This is a genomic window from Nostoc sp. (assembly GCF_036919495.1).
In the GTDB taxonomy this organism is placed as follows: Bacteria; Cyanobacteriota; Cyanobacteriia; order Cyanobacteriales; family Nostocaceae; genus Nostoc.
In genome coordinates, this window is record NZ_JBALBZ010000170.1 from 110,480 (window position 1) to 129,309 (window position 18,830).

General features: G+C 42.2%; 19 protein-coding genes and 1 pseudogene. 14 read left to right on the top strand and 6 right to left on the bottom strand.

The window, feature by feature from the left end; genetic code table 11:
• Positions 1 to 642: 642 nt before the first annotated feature.
• Together V7K25_RS24330 and V7K25_RS24335 are read right to left on the bottom strand one after the other, a co-directional pair.
• The gene (locus tag V7K25_RS24330; protein WP_335161360.1) at positions 643 to 1,296 is read right to left on the bottom strand and encodes a (2Fe-2S) ferredoxin domain-containing protein; all 654 of its coding nucleotides are present in this window, start codon (positions 1,294 to 1,296) and stop codon (positions 643 to 645) included.
• Between the two features lie 60 nt (positions 1,297 to 1,356).
• Complete coding sequence (locus tag V7K25_RS24335) at positions 1,357 to 1,614, bottom strand: Asr1405/Asl0597 family protein (RefSeq protein ID WP_335161362.1); 258 nt, start codon at positions 1,612 to 1,614, stop codon at positions 1,357 to 1,359.
• Between the two features lie 129 nt (positions 1,615 to 1,743).
• Here V7K25_RS24335 and V7K25_RS24340 point away from each other — a divergent pair, with 129 nt between their 5' ends.
• From V7K25_RS24340 to nblB, 8 genes are all read left to right on the top strand, one after another.
• Positions 1,744 to 2,034, top strand: coding sequence for a hypothetical protein (locus V7K25_RS24340; RefSeq protein ID WP_335161364.1), 291 nt, complete (start codon positions 1,744 to 1,746; stop codon positions 2,032 to 2,034).
• 91 nt (positions 2,035 to 2,125) lie between these two features.
• Entirely contained in the window at positions 2,126 to 2,680 is a 555-nt protein-coding gene (locus V7K25_RS24345) for a Dps family protein (protein ID WP_292708326.1), read from the top strand.
• Positions 2,681 to 3,239: 559 nt separating this feature from the next.
• Positions 3,240 to 6,506 (top strand): carbamoyl-phosphate synthase large subunit, encoded by a 3,267-nt coding sequence (gene carB, locus V7K25_RS24350; protein ID WP_335161366.1) that lies wholly within the window; start codon positions 3,240 to 3,242, stop codon positions 6,504 to 6,506.
• 551 nt (positions 6,507 to 7,057) lie between these two features.
• The gene (locus V7K25_RS24355; RefSeq protein WP_335161369.1) at positions 7,058 to 8,014 is read left to right on the top strand and encodes an RNA polymerase sigma factor, RpoD/SigA family; all 957 of its coding nucleotides are present in this window, start codon (positions 7,058 to 7,060) and stop codon (positions 8,012 to 8,014) included.
• Between the two features lie 255 nt (positions 8,015 to 8,269).
• A complete protein-coding gene (locus V7K25_RS24360; RefSeq protein ID WP_335161371.1) occupies positions 8,270 to 8,614 on the top strand; it encodes a DUF760 domain-containing protein in 345 nt (114 codons plus the stop codon).
• A gap of 581 nt (positions 8,615 to 9,195) precedes the next feature.
• The gene (gene mutT, locus V7K25_RS24365; protein WP_335161373.1) at positions 9,196 to 9,612 is read left to right on the top strand and encodes an 8-oxo-dGTP diphosphatase MutT; all 417 of its coding nucleotides are present in this window, start codon (positions 9,196 to 9,198) and stop codon (positions 9,610 to 9,612) included.
• A gap of 149 nt (positions 9,613 to 9,761) precedes the next feature.
• Positions 9,762 to 10,226: a CBS domain-containing protein gene (locus V7K25_RS24370; RefSeq protein ID WP_335161375.1), complete on the top strand. Its 465-nt coding sequence runs from the start codon at positions 9,762 to 9,764 to the stop codon at positions 10,224 to 10,226.
• A gap of 85 nt (positions 10,227 to 10,311) precedes the next feature.
• On the top strand, positions 10,312 to 10,977 hold the full coding sequence (gene nblB / locus V7K25_RS24375; RefSeq protein WP_335161377.1) for a phycobilisome degradation protein NblB: 666 nt from the start codon (positions 10,312 to 10,314) through the stop codon (positions 10,975 to 10,977).
• A gap of 160 nt (positions 10,978 to 11,137) precedes the next feature.
• Here nblB and V7K25_RS24380 read toward each other — a convergent pair whose 3' ends face one another.
• Positions 11,138 to 11,299 carry a PEP-CTERM sorting domain-containing protein gene (locus tag V7K25_RS24380; RefSeq protein WP_335161379.1) on the bottom strand — a complete coding sequence of 54 codons (162 nt, stop codon included), beginning with the start codon at positions 11,297 to 11,299 and terminating at the stop codon, positions 11,138 to 11,140.
• Between the two features lie 183 nt (positions 11,300 to 11,482).
• Positions 11,483 to 12,001 carry a DUF456 domain-containing protein gene (locus V7K25_RS24385; protein ID WP_335161381.1) on the bottom strand — a complete coding sequence of 173 codons (519 nt, stop codon included), beginning with the start codon at positions 11,999 to 12,001 and terminating at the stop codon, positions 11,483 to 11,485.
• A gap of 542 nt (positions 12,002 to 12,543) precedes the next feature.
• On the opposite strand from V7K25_RS24385, the gene V7K25_RS24390 reads away from it, so the two are divergent.
• Positions 12,544 to 13,458, top strand: coding sequence for a M48 family metallopeptidase (locus V7K25_RS24390; protein WP_335161383.1), 915 nt, complete (start codon positions 12,544 to 12,546; stop codon positions 13,456 to 13,458).
• A 43-nt stretch (positions 13,459 to 13,501) separates the two neighbouring features.
• On the opposite strand, the gene V7K25_RS24395 is transcribed toward V7K25_RS24390, so the two are convergent.
• Both V7K25_RS24395 and rpaB read right to left on the bottom strand, forming a co-directional pair.
• Positions 13,502 to 14,140 carry a cofactor assembly of complex C subunit B gene (locus V7K25_RS24395; protein ID WP_335161385.1) on the bottom strand — a complete coding sequence of 213 codons (639 nt, stop codon included), beginning with the start codon at positions 14,138 to 14,140 and terminating at the stop codon, positions 13,502 to 13,504.
• 96 nt (positions 14,141 to 14,236) lie between these two features.
• Positions 14,237 to 14,965, bottom strand: coding sequence for a response regulator transcription factor RpaB (gene rpaB, locus V7K25_RS24400; protein WP_100898636.1), 729 nt, complete (start codon positions 14,963 to 14,965; stop codon positions 14,237 to 14,239).
• Positions 14,966 to 15,135: 170 nt separating this feature from the next.
• On the opposite strand from rpaB, the gene radA reads away from it, so the two are divergent.
• The 5 genes and pseudogenes from radA (at position 15,136) to V7K25_RS24425 (ending at position 18,821) form a co-directional block, all read left to right on the top strand.
• Positions 15,136 to 16,662, top strand: coding sequence for a DNA repair protein RadA (radA, locus tag V7K25_RS24405; protein WP_335161387.1), 1,527 nt, complete (start codon positions 15,136 to 15,138; stop codon positions 16,660 to 16,662).
• Positions 16,663 to 16,783: 121 nt separating this feature from the next.
• Entirely contained in the window at positions 16,784 to 17,512 is a 729-nt protein-coding gene (locus V7K25_RS24410) for a Uma2 family endonuclease (protein ID WP_335161389.1), read from the top strand.
• A gap of 196 nt (positions 17,513 to 17,708) precedes the next feature.
• Positions 17,709 to 18,185 (top strand): annotated as a pseudogene (locus V7K25_RS24415) (WD40 repeat domain-containing protein); the annotation flags it as partial.
• Positions 18,186 to 18,316: 131 nt separating this feature from the next.
• Complete coding sequence (locus tag V7K25_RS24420) at positions 18,317 to 18,568, top strand: hypothetical protein (RefSeq protein WP_335161391.1); 252 nt, start codon at positions 18,317 to 18,319, stop codon at positions 18,566 to 18,568.
• A gap of 13 nt (positions 18,569 to 18,581) precedes the next feature.
• Complete coding sequence (locus V7K25_RS24425) at positions 18,582 to 18,821, top strand: DUF2283 domain-containing protein (protein ID WP_335161393.1); 240 nt, start codon at positions 18,582 to 18,584, stop codon at positions 18,819 to 18,821.
• Positions 18,822 to 18,830: the final 9 nt, after the last annotated feature.

Below are 18,830 nucleotides of genomic sequence, written 5' to 3' on the forward strand. Positions count from 1 at the left end.
CAGGCTACATCCATACGACAGTTGTTGCAGTCTTCTTTAACTTAGGTCATGTAATTTCCAACCTACCCGCCAGAAAATCCACAAGTCCCAACAACCACCTGGGAATCAATTTCCTCTCTTACACCTAAAATCTTCTAAACAAAACTATAAAAGGGTTTCAGTCCACTTGAGTGGACTTGCGCTATGAGCCTGAGATTTCAATCTCTGGCGGACGCACGGGTAAGCGCAAAATCTTAGCTAATACCATTTTGAATTTTAGATTTTAGATTTTGGATTGGAAACCGCTTACTCTATCTGGGTTTTCTCTGTCCATCTGTCGCAATCATTTTTCAAATTGGTATAACTTGCCTTCGGGAGACTGGCGGCTAAACCTAATTGCGTCTAAATATTAAGCGATTTTAGCCAACTCATGACAAACTACTTTGCGTAGCCCAACCCAGGCATAGCTAAACCCAATTGCATACAAAAATTAAGCGATCGCTACTACTACTTTGCCTTGCTCATGACAAATCGTAGGCGATCGCTTAATTTGAAACTTTTGAAAATACTGGGCTAAAGCCGAATGCCGAGTATTAATGGAACACACTTGATGAAGATATTATTAAACTTTCTCATTCAAATGTCAAGATTTCGCTAAGTTGTTCAGCAAAACTTAGAATTAAATATCGTCGCTTCCTTTAAATTCTCAGGCTGCGTTTCTAAACTCTTGTCACCAAAATGCTTATCCATCAAGGCCGGGACTTGTGTAGCTTGAATTCGGCTATGGCGAGTTTTATCTGGCATAACTAGGTTAGGCCCAGCTTTACAATTCTTCATACAACCAGTGCCCTTGATTGTAACTTGGTCTTCTAAACCGCGATCGCTTAAAGCCGCCTCCAACGCCTGACAAACTGCTTTACCACCGCGTTTCATGCAATCAGACTTTTGACACACCAAAATCGTGGCTTTAGTTTTAGCTGGTTTTACCTTGGTATTATCAATAGATGGGGGTTCTTGCACTGGGGTAGCCGTCTGAATCACCATCTGAGAACGCGCCGCCATCACCCGTTCAGCCTTCAGAGTAACAGTGCCATCCTTCAAATCATGTTTTTTGTAACCAACAACTTGCAGCCAAGTCCCTGGTGGTAAGCGCAAGTCAAAAGCAGCCCGTAAATTTTTAGCGAGTTTAATATAAGACTCACCTTCATGAGTCCCCAGAATTAAACCTTTAAGCTTATAGCCATCTTTAATAACAAAATCTATAAATCTGCCCTCAAGGCAAAATTCCGATACTTCCATACTGTGAGATGCACCCATTTTTTAACCTCCTTTTAATTAATCCAAGCTGTCAAGCGAGATATTCTCAGTAGCTAAAGATTAGAACTGTTGGTAGCGACTTTTCCAGCAGTCCTCAAGAGTCCAAATCTGGTCTTGGCGAGAGGCTGTTAATCGCCGTATCACACTCCAAAGTTGAAGAGCTGTCATAGGAGAGCCAATTTCAACTTGCAATGGCTGGTTAGCCTGACAACTACAGGGAATGTCTAACTCCTTTAGGCGTTGATAGACTTGCCAGCGATCTGCCCAATTCACCTCTACAAGGTGGCTGCTTTGTATTTCTGAACTAAACGATTTCAAGAGAATTGCCCTCAAAGTGCAACAAACTTGCAGTAACTACCGCCATTGAACTCTCTGTTTTTTGAAAGTCTCGAAGAGTTTAACCTCTTAAAACCAGCATACCTTAAGTGCAAAGAATTCTCAGTAATTTTGGAAAAAAAATCAAATTTTTGCATCCATCCCATATTGAAAGGGGAAGAGGTAGAGGGACAGGGAGCAGGGAGCAGAGGAGAGAGAGGTAATTTTTATTTTTTATTCTCTCCCTTGCGCCCTTCCCCCTGCTGTTTTGCTTCTTCACCACTCCCTGCTCTTATTAGGAAAGATGCACATTTAGTTTGGCATGTCAATGATAATGAGAAAATTATGCAACTTGATGAGCGTAGCATTATCCAGCCGACAATAAATTTGAGATTTTTAGTAAGCAAAAATACAAAATATTGACATGGCGAATTGGTTTGCTCTTATTATTAAAATGTTAATATGTTAAGAATAAGCAGTTAAAATCTATAACTGTTAAAAAGAGAGGAATGCAATGTCTGAAACACAAACTTTGTTACGGAATTTTGGTAATGTATATGACAACCCTGTATTGTTGGATCACAGCGTAACTGCTCCAGTTACAGAAGGATTCAACGTTGTATTAGCTAGTTTCCAGGCACTATACTTGCAGTACCAAAAGCATCATTTTGTAGTTGAAGGCTCAGAATTTTACTCTCTGCATGAGTTTTTTAACGAAAGCTACAACCAAGTACAAGACCACGTTCATGAAATTGGAGAACGTTTGGATGGACTAGGTGGTGTGCCAGTAGCGACCTTCAGCAAATTAGCAGAATTAACCTGTTTTGAACAAGAATCTGAAGGTGTATATTCCTCTCGCCAAATGGTGGAAAATGACCTAGCTGCCGAACAAGCAATCCTTGGCGTAATTCGTCGTCAAGCTGCTCAGGCAGAGAGTTTAGGCGATAGGGGTACACGCTATCTGTACGAAAAGATTTTGTTGAAAACTGAGGAACGTGCATATCATTTATCTCACTTCCTCGCTAAAGACAGCTTAACTTTAGGGTTTGTCCAAGCTGCTCAAAGCTAAAACTCTCATAATCTAGATTTGTCTACCTAGACTGAAAGAAAAAGTTAGCAGCACTAACTCTTAAAATATTATAAAAAATGGCAGAGGATGGTATTTGTATTTCTCTGCCATTTTTAATTTAAGTAAACATATTTTCATAATATTTAACGTTGCAAATATTTAGCAATTAGATAGTTAATAAATATTTTCAGTTAAGAAATTTATTTATATTTAATAAATTAGATAGGTATATGCCAGAATAAATAACCATCTTTTGACAGATATCACTAAATTAAATAATAAAGATTCGCAAAAACTTTAAAAATTTTAGCATCGCAATTAAATAAAATTAGAAATACAAAATAATTGTTAGGCATGGAAAAGAGGCAGAGGGGCAGGGAGCAGGGAGCAGAGGGGAAAGAGATAATTTTTTATTCTCCCCCCTTCCCCTACTCCCACTCGCCACTCCCCACTCCTTTTTGTCATCAAACTTAGAAAACTTAATAATAAAAAGCACGAGAGGGGGTAAAGACCCTTAAAATAATCAGGATTTGTATTCTCGTATTCCAAGGCAACTACTATGCCCCGCCGTGATGACCTCCGGAAGATTCTACTGTTAGGCTCTGGCCCAATTGTGATTGGACAAGCCTGTGAGTTTGACTACTCTGGCACTCAAGCCTGCAAAGCGCTGCGAGAAGAAGGCTATGAAGTGGTTTTGGTCAACTCCAACCCTGCAACAATTATGACCGACCCGGAAACGGCCGATCGCACTTACATTGAGCCGTTGACACCGGAATTGGTCGAAAAAGTTATTGAGAAAGAACGCCCTGATGCTCTCCTACCAACGATGGGAGGACAAACCGCCCTCAACATCGCTGTTGCTTTAGCTAAAAATGGGGTGTTGGAAAAGTACGGCGTTGAGTTAATCGGCGCTAAACTACCGGCGATCGAAAAAGCCGAAGATCGAAAACTTTTTGGTCAAGCAATGGCAAGGATCGGAGTAGCTGTGTGTCCCAGTGGCACAGCCGAATCTTTAGAAGAAGCCAAAGCTGTGGCCCGTCAAATTGGTACTTATCCCCTAATTATTCGTCCAGCTTTCACAATGGGTGGAAGTGGTGGCGGTATTGCTTATAACCAAGAAGAATTTGAAGAAATGGCACAGGTAGGTATAGATGCCAGCCCCGTTTCGCAAATTCTCATTGACCAGTCTTTACTCGGCTGGAAAGAATATGAACTCGAAGTGATGCGTGATTTGGCAGATAACGTGGTGATTATCTGCTCCATCGAAAACCTTGACCCTATGGGCATCCACACCGGAGACTCAATTACTGTCGCTCCCGCGCAAACCCTCACTGATAAAGAATATCAAAGGCTGCGGGATATGGCAATTAAAATCATCCGCGAGATTGGTGTGGAAACTGGCGGTTCTAATATCCAGTTTGCTGTCAATCCGGTTAATGGGGATGTGGTTGTAATTGAGATGAACCCCCGCGTTTCCCGCAGTTCGGCTTTATCTTCCAAAGCTACAGGTTTTCCCATCGCCAAAATGGCCGCTAAATTGGCTGTGGGCTACACCTTGGATGAAATTAAAAATGACATCACCAAGAAAACTCCCGCGTCCTTTGAGCCGACAATTGACTATGTGGTGACAAAAATTCCCCGCTTCGCCTTTGAAAAGTTCCCAGGTTCCGAAGCAGTACTGACAACCCAAATGAAGTCTGTCGGGGAAGCAATGGCAATTGGGCGCACATTTAACGAATCCTTCCAGAAGGCGCTGCGATCGCTCGAAACCGGACGCGCTGGTTGGGGTTGCGACAAAGCCGAAAAATTACCCAGTGGTGAACAAATCCGCGCCCAACTGCGGACACCTAACCCCGATCGCATTTTCTCTGTGCGCCATGCTTTACAACTAGGCATTAGTGCTGAGGAAATCTACGAACTGACTGGTATTGACCCGTGGTTCCTAGATAAATTTCAGCAACTACTAGATGTTGAGAAATTTCTCAAGCGGACACCCTTGCAGCAATTGACAAAAGAGCAACTTTATGAAGTGAAACGGGACGGATATAGCGATCGCCAAATTGCTTATGCCACCAAAACCACCGAAGATGAAGTTCGCGCTTACCGCAAATCATTAGGGATAATCCCGGTTTATAAAACCGTAGATACCTGCGCTGCTGAGTTTGAAGCGTTTACTCCCTACTACTATTCTACCTACGAAGAAGAAACAGAGGTAATGCCCGCAACCAAGCCAAAAGTCTTGATTTTGGGTGGTGGCCCCAACCGCATTGGACAGGGAATTGAGTTTGATTATTGTTGTTGTCACGCCGCTTATGCTTTGAAGAAAGCGGGGTATGAGACGATTATGGTCAACTCTAACCCAGAGACAGTTTCGACAGACTACGATACTAGCGATCGCCTTTACTTTGAGCCGTTAACAAAAGAAGATGTTATTAACATCATTGAAACTGAAAATCCAGTGGGTGTAATAATCCAGTTTGGCGGACAAACACCGCTAAAGTTGGCTCTACCATTACAAGAATTTCTTAGAAATGACACTTCTGGACTGCTCACCAAAATTTGGGGTACATCGCCAGATTCCATCGACATGGCAGAAAACCGGGAGCGGTTTGAAAAGATTCTCCAACAGTTGAATATTTCTCAACCGCCTAATGGTATTGCGCGGAGTTACGAAGATGCGCTGATTGTCGCCAAACGCATTGGCTATCCGGTGGTGGTGCGTCCCAGCTATGTGTTAGGGGGACGGGCGATGGAAATCGTTTATTCCGATACTGAATTGGAACGCTACATGAGCTTTGCGGTACTCATAGAACCAGAACATCCGATTTTGATTGATAAGTTTTTGGAAAATGCCATCGAAGTGGATGTAGATGCGATCGCCGATCATACCGGACGGGTGGTGATTGGTGGCATCATGGAACACATCGAACAAGCAGGGATTCACTCAGGAGATTCTGCTTGTTCCTTACCTTCGATTTCCTTATCACCAGCAGTTCTCAATCAAATTCGCACTTGGACAGTGCAGCTAGCGCAAGCGCTGTCAGTTGTGGGGTTGATGAATATTCAATTTGCCGTTGTTGGTGCAAGCAGCTATTCTCCCCAAGTCTACATTTTGGAAGCCAACCCCCGCGCCTCGCGTACAGTTCCCTTTGTTTCTAAAGCAACGGGCATACAGTTAGCGAAACTAGCGTCCTTAATTATGTCAGGTAAAACCTTAGAGGAGCTACATTTTACCGAGGAAATCATTCCCACACATATTGCTGTAAAAGAAGCAGTATTACCCTTTAATAAATTCCCCGGAACTGATACAATATTGGGCCCAGAAATGCGATCTACTGGTGAGGTGATGGGGATTGACAGCGACTTTGGCCGAGCCTTTGCCAAAGCAGAATTGGGTGCTGGGGAGCGTTTACCGCTAAGTGGAACTGTATTTGTATCAATGAGCGATCGCGATAAAACGTCTGCTGGTGGTGTGGTGAAGGAGTTTATCGATTTGGGCTTTACAGTGATGGCTACCCTTGGTACACGGCGAGTTCTTCTCGAACAAGGTTTAAATATTGAATTAGTACTTAAACTCCATGAAGGCCGTCCCCACGTTTTAGATGCAATCAAGAACCAGAAAATCCAACTTATTATCAACACACCTTCAGGAGAAGAAGCCCACACTGATGCTAGGTTAATCCGCCGCACAGCTTTAGCTTACAAAATTCCCATAATTACTACCATCGCTGGCGCAAAAGCTACCGTCGCCGCTATCCGTTCTTTACAAAATACAACTTTGGACGTAAAAACCATTCAAGAGTATTGCCCGATTGCGAGGGAGTAGGGAGTGGGGAGTGGGGAGTTAGGAATTGGGGAGATGAGGGAGACAAGGAGAATAACCAATGCCCCATTCCCTATTCCCCATTCCCAGCAAAAATTAAGTAATTGTTATAAGAGAATGACTATAGTTCTCATTAGATATACCTTAACAAATATGAGGAAAATTATTTGAACCTGAGAATTTCTTAAATTTACTTCAAGTCAGCCTAGAGAGAAAGGGCGACGTTGCATGAACTGGAACAACCAGGAAATTTAATGTCGCCATATAGCCAAAACATTCTCATAAATGTTACAATTATTAATACGACTCCAATAGAAAAATGTTTAAAAAGCGATCTTTTATCTAACTGTAGATACTTGTGCAAAGTAGGAAATAGCTGTAACTTTTAGCAGTTAAGAAGCCTAAATTTGATTATTATGAGCAGCCGAGTTTCTCGGATGCGTAACTTGCAAACCATAGCATAGGTTCCCAGCCTAACTGGGTAGCACCCTAAAAAAGCATCTATACCCTTAATGACCCTACCGCCAAACCCATCATTACCAAAGAGTAGCGCCATGAAGACCGCTCAGACAGCCACAGACCTCGTGCGGACTTACCTGCGTGAGATTGGCCGTGTGCCACTCTTAACACACGAGGAAGAGATTTTCTATGGTAAACAGGTGCAACGTTCTTGCACTTTGCATGAATCAAGAGAATCTCTTGCCACCCAGCTAGATCGTCAACCGACTTTAGAAGAATGGGCCAAAGCGACAAAGCTAGAACCAGCAGAGTTGAATGAAGCGATCGCTGATGGTGAGATTGCCAAGCGTAAGATGGTAGAAGCCAATTTGCGGCTGGTAGTCTCCGTTGCCAAAAAGTACATAAAGCGCAACGTCGATTTACTGGACTTGATCCAAGAAGGTAGTATTGGTATGCAACGGGGCGTAGAAAAGTTTGACCCTACCAAAGGGTATAGATTTTCTACCTATGCCTATTGGTGGATTCGGCAAGCTATTACTCGTGCTATAGCCGAAAAAGCTCGTACCATTCGGCTGCCTATCCATATCACTGAAAAATTAAATAAAATTAAAAAGGCCCAGCGCCAATTATCTCAAAAATTGGGACGCGCTCCGACAGCTGGTGAGCTAGCTGAAGAATTAGAATTGACCCCCAAACAAGTGCGAGAGTATTTAGAAAAGGCGCGTTTGCCCCTTTCCTTAGATTTGCGCTTGGGTGATAATTACGACACCGAACTTGGAGAAATGCTGGAAGATCCAGGAGCATCTCCAGAAGAGTTTGTCATGCAATCTTCCTTATCTTATGACTTAGATCGTCTGATGGGTGACCTCACACCACAACAGAAGGAAGTGATCACGCTGCGCTTTGGATTAACTGATGGGCAAGCGCTGACGCTGGCTAGAATTGGTGAAATCTTGAACATCAGCCGAGAACGAGTTCGGCAAATTGAGCGGGAAGCTTTAACCAAACTTCGCAAGTCTAAAGCCAACATGGGTGAATATTTGGCAAGTTAGGAGTAGAGACGCAATTAATCGCGTCTGTGCAGGAGTGAGGAGTGAGGAGTTTTTAATGAACTCCTCACTTTTGACTTTATTGGGGTGAGAAAATACGCTGACTTTGGTACGGTTACGCCTACTTCCACTCTTAAGCTGGGCTGTTACATTAGTTGACAGGAAGACAAAAGAGCTAGCTAAGTCTAAACCAAAACAGACATTTAATATTCAAATCACAAGCACCGCAGTTAGCAGTGGTAGTTAAGGAGCTAAAAAATGAATAACTCATCCAATCGTGTCTCAGAATTTTTCAATAGCGAATCAGAAACTAGCGATTTACTATGGCAGTATGTTAAATCCTTGAGTCCAGAAACAGTTACCCAACTATCTAAACCCAAGTCTGCCGAAGTTTTTCAGGTAATGGAACGGAATATTATAGGACTATTGGGTAATCTACCTTCAGAAAACTTTGGCGTTACTGTAACTACCAGCAGAGAAAGTCTGGGTCGGCTTCTAGCTTCTGCTATGATTAGTGGTTATTTCTTGCGTAATGCTGAACAGAGAATGGATTTTGAAATCGCCCTACAAGGAGCTGAAACGAACAGCACCGAAATTGACTAGAAATATAATAGTAAATTCAATATTCTTGTTGGGTTTATAGCTAGTCACAGTCATAGCGATACGAATTTAAAATATACCTCTGCGAAATCTTTGCTCCTAATTCCCAATGAAGAATCAGCTAAATCTTTTTAAAATATCCAAAACAGTGACAAATTAAAGTTTAATTTAAACGCATAGGCGCTTTACCGAGCTGCATATTAGGAGTGCAGAGATTAGCGCAGAGGTTTGGAATGTGGTTCTCTATGAGCTTGTCTACTTTGGTAATCAGTTGAATTACAGCTGTATCTCTAAATGATTAATACACACGCCTAGGTAAATTAACTACGGTAAATGATATTCGCAATAAATTCAAACTCGGCAAAGTTAGTCTAAACTTTGCCGAGTTTTATTATGAGTCAACAGCGTATTTTAAATCAAGGGTTAAAAGTTAAAAAGTAGGAATTTTATTGTAAATTAAAGAGTTTAAGATCGCATTAGATGTAGTATTAATTGCCCTACGGGATATTGCTACGGTTGGGATTTAAATCCTTGTCTGAAATGTCTTTAATTTTGAATTGTTAATATCCATCTATCTATAAACTATGAGTAAAATCAACTCTCTCCCACCCCATAAAATCATTGGTGTTGCAGTAATTTGGAACGAGCAAGAGCAAATTTTAATTGATCGTCGTCGTCCAGAAGGAGCAATGGGTGGTTTGTGGGAATTTCCTGGCGGTAAAATTGAGCCTGGTGAAACTATCAGCGAGTGTATTCAACGAGAAATTTTCGAAGAACTGGGAATAGTAATTGAAGTAGGAGAGCATCTGATTACTATTGACCACACATATACAGACTTGCGCGTTACCCTGACAGTACATCACTGCCGCCATGTTACAGGTGTTCCCCAACCTTTAGAATCTGATGAAATTCGCTGGGTAACTTTGGAAGAACTAGAGCAGTTTGCTTTTCCTAAAGCAAATATTCAAATTATTGCTGCCTTAAAAGGGAGTAGGGAGTAGCAGAGAAAGTTACCCCCTGCCCCCTGCTCCCTGCCCCTCTGCCTCTTTCCAATGCCCAATACCGTAACAATCTATTAATTGCATCAGGTTGAGTCCCGCAATTTTCTACAATAGGCGCAGGGACTTTGATTAAAAGTGTAAATAAATAAATGCCTAAAACCGTTGCCGATGTGATGAGCCGCAATCCTATTGTCGTCCGGGTGGAAACTCCACTGAATGAAGCTATCCAAATTCTCGCAGAACGCCACATCAGTGGACTACCTGTTGTGGATGATGTCGGTAAATTGGTGGGTGTTATATCAGAAACTGATTTGATGTGGCAAGAAACTGGTGTTACTCCACCTGCGTACATCATGTTTCTTGATAGCGTTATCTATTTAAAAAATCCTGCTACTTATGAACGTGATTTGCACAAGGCTTTAGGGCAAACCGTTGGGGAGGTGATGAGTAAAAACCCGATCGCTATTTCCCCTGATAAAACTTTAAGGGAAGCTGCTACAATCATGCACGATCGCAGCGTTCACCGCTTGCCAGTACTTGACGACATGGATCAAGTAATTGGTATTCTTACTCGTGGTGATATTATTCGGGCAATGGCAGCAAGTCAAGATTAGTCATTTGTCATGTGTCATTTGTCCAGAGTTTTTTGACTGTTGACTAATGACTATTTTTTACATCTTTGAAAATCAGGATAACTAAATGAGTATTACTCCAGAGTCTGTTAAGCAATTGCTCAGTTCTGAGAATTTAGGCGATCGCTTACGTGCAGTAAATCAAATCCGCGAACTGGAACCTACGATCGGTTTTGAATTAATTCAAAGTGCTATTGGCGATAGCAATTCGCGTGTCCGTTACTCGGCGGTAAGTCAAATGGATACACTCGGAACACAAGATTTACAGTTATCCTTGGATATCTTGCGCGATCGCTTGCTTCATGACTCCGAAGTAGATGTACAAGCAGCAGCAGCAGACTGTTTGGGCGCTTTGAAGTTACATGAAGCTTTTGAAGACTTGCAACACCTTTACCATACAACCACTGAATGGCTAATACAATTCAGTATCATCGCCACATTAGGAGAGTTAGGCGATCCACGAGCCTTTGAACTACTCAAAGAGGCACTCTCATCAGAAAACGAATTAGTCCAAACTGCTGCTATTAGTTCTTTGGGTGACTTGGGAGATTTACAAGCAGTTCCCTTATTGGCTCCCTATGCTACCAATCCAGATTGGCAAATTCGTTACAGAGTTGTACAAGCCTTGACTCGTTTGGGTAGTGCAGAAGCTAAATCTATATTAGAAACTCTGGCTAATGATGAAATGGAAGCGATCGCAACTGAAGCGAAACAATCTTTGCAATCAGTTTAAGTCTATCTCAGGTTAAAAAATTTCATCTTTAATATAGATTTGTCTGACAGGATAAAAAAATTCGACCTGCTTGGTAAATTTTGCATTCCAGCCAGATCGAATCGATAAATTAGAGTTACTTTTAGCAACTAAAAGTAACTTTTTTATATTTAGGATAGGTCTATTGAAGAAAACTTTTGCGTCGGCGAGACATAGACATAACCATGCCAGCACCAACTAAACCTAAGCCTAGCATTGTGGTTGGCTCAGGAACGCTAACTGATTTAGCGGTGAGAGTTAACTGGTAACCGCTTGAAGCCCCAGAAAGAGAACCGCTAATCAAGCCCGTCGCAATAGTTTGTCCATTGAAATTAAATTTCCCTGTAAACTCATTTACTCCATAACCAATACCATCCGAGAACGTAGTTCTAGTAAGTACAGAATTATTTAAGTCAAAGGTAAGAACAGCAGTAAGCTAACTACTAAATATTATTACTGCCCTAAAATATGTCATACCTTTGAAATGCTAAGAGTTAAATACTTGTGGCCAAGTTGTCGCAACGAAAACTACAACTGCGGCGATCGCTAACAGCCCTTGAATTAAATTTCCAACCAAAGAGCCAACTACAATTCCTATACCTGCTTTAATCGCCAATCCAAATTCACGTCGGTAAAAATACTCACCGATAATTGCTCCCAAAAGCGGGCCTAGTAAAATTCCTAACAGTGGGCCACCAAAAGGCAATGTTGGTAATAATCCCAAAAATCCCACTACTAAACCGACGATTGCGCCAATTTGCCCCCACTTGCTTGCTCCAGCTTGTTTTGCTCCCACATAACTAGCTAAAAAATCCACTCCGACACTGAGCAGTAAAACTATAACTGTCACAATTAGGGGAATCTTGATAGCTGTAAAGGAACTACTAACGATTCCCCAAACGATAATTGCAATTAAAATTAAGCTGCTACCAGGAATGGCAGGAACTACAGCACCAATGATTCCCACAAGCATTACAGCCAGTAATAGCCAATAAATAATTTGCATAAATAGAATTGTAAATTTCTAAACTTCCCAGTAGTAGGGGCGTACAGCTTGCTGTGTGTCCCTATTGCATATTGTATCTGGGCAAGATGGTAATAAATACTTAAGACTTTCAACCTGAACGAAATATAATTTACTAGTTCAATCTGGTAAAATCTCTCTCTAGATCGCTCTTGGCTCGTCTTGGTAATTGTCGGTTGTGCGGACTAATTAATTTGCTCTCCAGATGCGATTTATATTTAGGGACTTCCAAATAAAAAAATGTTCCAAAACTGAGGCAAAAACTCTCTCTATTTCTTCTCTCTGCGTTCTCTGCGCGGCAGTCGCTCATGGGGGAAACCCCCAAGACCGCGCTGCCTTGTCTCTGTGGTTCGTTTCTTGGAATAATTTATTTCTTGGAAGTCCCTTAGGACTTACGAAAAGTACACACGCTCAGGGGCTAATTCATAAATCCCAAACCCATAACCACAGGCGTAATGAAGGCGCAAGCCGTTCGTACTGAGTAACTGAACTTCCCAAACACTCCAAGATAAAGCTCAAAACCCATGACGAGAAAAATTTTAACTGGACTGAGTTCAGCAGCCTACGAACACCCTTTTGATCGCAAAGCCTTGGCTTCTTTGCAAAATATGCCTGGTGTCTCGCTGTTACTCAAAAAAATTAACGAATACGGCATCGATCGCTTACTCAGGCTGCAAAGCCTTGGTAGTGAAATCAGAATTTCATCCCGTAATTTTCCTCAATTGCATGAGAAATTTGTAGAAACCTGCCAAATTCTTGATGTTGCTCCACTTCCTGAACTGTATCTGTTTCGAGGTACAGGTCATATTCAAACCTACATTGTTGGCGTAGAAAAACCCCTTGTAGGTATAAATTTAGATGCAATGGAGTGGCTTGGCGCAGATGAGTTGATTTACGTTTTTGGACACGAAATCGCTCGCATCAAGAGTCAGCACATGGTTTATCATCAAATGGCAATTGTTATGCCAAGTTTGAAAAATTTGTTGAACAGTACCACACTGGGGGTTGGTGGCTTGGTAGCTAGTGGTATGGAACTGGCTTTGTATAATTGGCGAATGATGGCTAGGTTCACTGCCGATCGGGCTGCAATGCTTGCTTGTCAGGATATCGACGTAGCAACCACTACACTGATGAAACTCGCAGGTTTGCCAGATGAGTATTTGACTACTGCTGTAATTGAAGATTTCCTTGTCCAAGCCCGTGAGTTTGCATCGAATAATTTTGACAGTATTGATAAGGTTACCAAAATATTAAGCTATACAGAACCCGGACTTTCTTGGGTAGTTATGCGGGCTGGCGAGTTATTGAAATGGGTTGATTCAGGAGAATATGAGAATGTAATTCAACAGAAAAATCTAAAGATACCTGAAGAAACAGAAGAAACAGAAGAAAACACACCGGAAGAAAAAGAAGGGTGGAATTTTTTGACTTCTTGGTAATTGAATTTTAGATTTTAGATTAAATTGTAAACTAGTGAATCACTTAAGAGCCAAGAGTAACGGCTAATTTATCAGCAATTCCGGCAATCCAGTTTTCATCTTGTTTGGTGTAACTGCGAGGAGCATTCGCGCCCAAAATTAGAGCGCCTTGGTTACCAATAGGTTGACAGATTACACCTTGAGTGTTTTCTGGTAAATAATCAAATTCAAGCCTACCTGGATATACTTTTAGCGCAACTAGATAAATCGGCTTTTGTTTTTCGAGTACCTGTTTTAAGATTACTCCTGGTACAACTTCAGATTTAGTACCCAGAATCCCGCGACGCAACAAAACTTTACCTTGATAATAAACCACCAGCGATCGCGTTACTGTATTGGTCAACAATAAACGAGATGCCCAAGCTAGCTCTGTTTTCATGGCTTCAGGCAAATCTGCTGCTAGTACAAAACCTTCTTCTCCAATTAGTTCTACAGTATCAGGCGATCGCGGCTGAACTTGCTGCCAAATTAAACCCGTCAAAATTAACACCGCACTCAAAATCACACCTACCACATCACCACGCGATTGAGACTGGGTTAGTTCTGGTGTCAATAAACGGTTAATCAGCAAAAGTACAGCGCCTAGCCCACCCACGACAATGGGTAGACGCCGCAAAACTCGATTAGGATCTGGTTTGGTCATTAGTCATTAGTCATTAGTCATTGGGCATTGGGCATTGGACAATAATTAATAGTTCTTCTCCCCCTGCTCCCTGCTCCCTGCCCCTGCCTCATCTCCTCACTCCTCCCCTGGTTCAATAATTCGCTGGAAAAGATAACCAGTACCTCGTGCTGTCAGAATCAATTCTGGGTTGCTAGGATCATCTTCTAATTTTGCCCGCAAACGGGATATATGCACATCCACTACGCGGGTATCAACATGGCGCTCTGGTGTGTAACCCCAAACTTCCTGCAAAATTTCTGAACGAGAAAAAGCTTCTCCAGAGCGACTGACTAACAACTCTAGTAAGCTGAACTCCATACCGGTCAATCGAATCCGCTCATCGCCTTTGTAGACTTGTCGCTTATTCGTATCGATTTTAATGTTAGCGACATGGATTACCCCAGAACTGGGAATGCCAGATGCACCATTCTTGTCTACTCGCCGCAACACTGAACGAATTCGAGCTTCTAACTCTTTGGGGGAAAATGGTTTAACTACGTAGTCATCAGCACCCAATTCTAGACCGGTGATGCGATCGGCTACATCCCCCAAGGCTGTTAGCATAATAATGGGGACATCTGATTCTTTTCGTAATTCTTGACATACACCATAGCCGTCTAGCTTTGGCATCATTACATCCAAAACTACCAGGTCAGGATCAGTTTTGCGAAAAATATCTAATGCTTCTTCCCCGTCGCCAGCCGTCACTACATCGTAGCCAATCATGGAAAGGCGCGTTTCCAAAATCCGGCGAATGCTGGCTTCGTCGTCTACCACCAAGATTTTTTCTTTATGGCTTTCCAAGTTTCTCAACGCTCCTTCACTAAAAATTTACATGATTAATTTTTAATACCATAATATTAAGATATCATTCCATCAATTGATTTGGAAAAAGCTCTAAATACTACTATTATTGGATTTTAGTTTTTTTCAAGAATTAAGTAAATATTAAAATTATTTAATAAGATTTAAGAATGGCAAAGCCAAAAACCTTTTTTGTATGTAACGAATGTGGAGCCGAATCGCCCCAATGGTTTGGTAAATGTCCTGCTTGTGGCACTTACAACTCTCTAGAAGAACAAATTTCTATTCAATCCTCAGTAGATGTACCCAGTCGGGGGGGGGTGAGTAGTTGGCAATCAACTCAAAACAATGGCAAATCTCACTCTAAACCAGCTAAAGCGCGAGCCTCTTTAACATTTGACCAAATTACCGATCGTCAAATTGCCCGATGGGAGTCTGGTTATGAAGAATTGGATCGTGTGCTTGGGGGCGGGGTTGTCCCTGGCTCTATGGTGCTGATTGGCGGCGATCCGGGTATTGGTAAATCGACTTTATTGTTGCAAGTATCAAATCAATTAGCACAGAAATATCGCATCCTTTACGTAACTGGTGAAGAATCGGGACAGCAGGTAAAATTACGAGCTTCTCGTTTGGGAGTATCAAAAAGCGTAAATGTGGTTAATGATGAGAATCCCATTGTGGTAGTAGATCCGACACTTCCCATAGACCCTGACAGTATAGGTGCAGATTTATATGTACTGCCAGAAACAGATTTAGAAGAAATTTTACGGGAAATAGACTCTCTAAAGCCAAACGTGGCGGTGATTGATAGTATCCAAACAGTGTTTTTTCCGGCGTTGACTTCTGCACCAGGTTCAGTGGCTCAGGTACGGGAATGTACAGCAGCATTGATGAAGGTGGCGAAGCACGAAGATGTAACTATGCTGATTGTGGGACACGTTACCAAAGAAGGAGCGATCGCCGGGCCAAAAGTTTTAGAACATTTAGTAGATACGGTGTTGTATTTTGAAGGCGATCGCTTTGCTTCTCATCGGTTATTACGGACAGTAAAAAACCGTTTTGGTGCAACTCACGAAATCGGCATCTTTGAAATGGTGGCAGATGGATTGCGAGAAGTCTCCAACCCCTCAGAGCTATTTTTAGGCAACCGTGACGATCCTGCACCTGGTACTGCCATTGTCGTTGCTTGCGAAGGTACTCGCCCGATAGTTGTGGAATTGCAAGCTTTGGTGAGTCCCACCAGCTATCCCTCACCCCGTCGGGCTGGTACTGGCGTAGATTACAACCGCTTGGTGCAAATTCTCGCTGTCTTAGAAAAACGGGTGGGAATTCCCATGTCCAAATTGGATTCTTACGTTGCTTCTGCGGGTGGGTTGAATGTGGAAGAACCTGCGGTAGATTTGGGAATTGCGATCGCGATCGTTGCTAGTTTCCGCGATCGCATAGTCGATCCCGGTACAGTATTAATCGGTGAAGTTGGGCTAGGTGGACAAGTGCGATCGGTTTCCCAAATGGAACTGCGGTTGAAAGAAGCAGCTAAGTTGGGATTTAAACGAGCGATCGTGCCAAAAGGGACAAAATTTCCCGACTTAAATATTGAAATATTACAAGTATCCAAAGTAATAGATGCGATTATCGCCGCCATCCCGCATCAGGAATTGACAGCAGACGATTTAGAACCTGATGAAGAAGAGTAATTCCGGGACTAGGTACTGAGAGATTGTTCCAAAATTTGGCAGGGTTCAAAGCAAATTCCATAATTTTTACGAGTGAAAACCCAATCCCTAGTCCCTTTTACACACTAAAGGAAAACCGACTATGACAACCCTCACCCAAGACTACCAAATCACTTGGGAAAAACTACCCGATGATTACAAACTCCCAGATGATCCAGTGGACAATATCAATCAACCAGCCTTAGCTGCTGCACTCACAGAAAGCCTACAATTAGCCGGAAAAATTTCAGCTAACACTCTAACAACAACTAATTACGGCATTTGTGCCACTCTAAACAACAAAATGGTCATTAAAGCCCCTGATTGGGCTTTCATTGCCAAAATTAATGTTAGTAGAGAAGAAGTAACACGCAGTTACACACCTCAATTACAGGGTGATATTCCCGTAATTGTAATGGAGTTTATTTCCGATATACAGGAGACAGAATATTCTATCAAAGCGACATATCCACCAGGAAAATGGTTTTTCTACGAGCGCATCTTAAAAGTGCCAAACTACATCATCTTTGAGCCAGATAGCGGCAATATCGAAATGTATCGCTTCCGAAACACAGAACAGTACATTTTGCAAGAGCCTGATGAAAATCAACGCTACTGGATAGCAGAAATGAATCTTTACCTTGGGGTGTGGCAAGGTACTCGTGAAAACCGCGCAGGAAAGTGGTTACGGTGGTGGGATGAACAAGGAAACCTTTTGCCTTGGGGTTCCGAGTTAGCCCAACAGGAACGCCAACGCGCCGAACAGGAACGGCAACGTGCTGAACGACTAGCAGCACAATTGCGGGCGGCGGGAATTGAACCAGAAGTGTGATGAAATGTTTTAGGAAAAATTGAAAGCCACTGATCCCCGGCTTGTTTAACAAGTCGGGGATCTTATTTCTCACAAATGATTCAAGTAGGGGTGAATACCAGTTGTTAGGTAAGACGATGGATCAAAACCCTCAGAGAACAAATCCTGAATCATCCCGCCTGGATAAGCAAGCAAGATAAATTACGCCAATTCCTATTCGGTTAATTCCGTCGCCATCAGTAGTGATGGGCAAATCCTGGCTAGTGGTAGTGGTGACGGGACTATCAAACTGTGGTCGGTGACAACAGGAAGAGAAATTCGCACCCTGAGTGGTCATTCCCGGTGGGTTCATTGCGTCGCCATCAGTAGTGATGGGCAAATCCTGGCTAGTGGTAGTTGGGACAAGACTATCAAACTGTGGTCAGTGACAACAGGAAGCGAAATTTGCACCCTGAGTGGTCATTCCAGTTTTGTTAATTCCGTCGCCATCAGTAGTGATGGGCAAATTCTGGCTAGTGGTAATGACGACAACACTATCAAACTGTGGTCAATAGCAACAGGCAAAGAAATTTGCACCCTGAGTCTTTTTGACTCAGTTCATTCCGTCGCCTTTACCCCCTATGGTGGTTGGCTTGCTGCTGGAGATGCTAGCGGAAATATCAAAATATGGCGATCGCAGCTAGTTGTGGAATAACAGCGTCAAAATAGTATTAGGACTTGACAAGGTATTTCGCTATTAACATAAACTGTCTAGAATTTATTTCCGATTTAATAACGCAAGTCCATTTTAATGTAGGATTTGTGGGAGTTAAAATTAAAGCATATATGAACGTCAGGTTGCATCCCTATGCACAAGCACGATTAAATGAACGTGGGGCAACAGAAACAGAAGTTATTGCCACAGTCGAACATGGTGTTACTTTTCCTGCTCAATCTGGTAGAACTGGATTTAGATGTAACTTTCCCTTCAATGCTGAATGGAATGGAAAGTTTTATACTACTAAAAAAGTTGAAGCAATAGCTGTTCAAGAGGAAGAATACTGGTTAGTTATTACAGTTATCGTCAAATACTTTTAAAGGGAAAATTTCAATGAAACTTACTTACGATCCAAGATACAACATAGCTTATATCTATCTCCAAAAGAAAACTGCACAAGTAGAAACAATTCAAGTCAGTCAAGAAATGAATGTAGATATTGCTCCTGATGGCACAATTTATGGGATTGAATTGCTCAATGCTAACCAGCAATTAGGCGCTGATGAACAGGGGAAATTAATCGTATTCAATGAAGCATTAGGAGAATCTGCGGAAATTAAGTTGCTACTATAACACAATTTT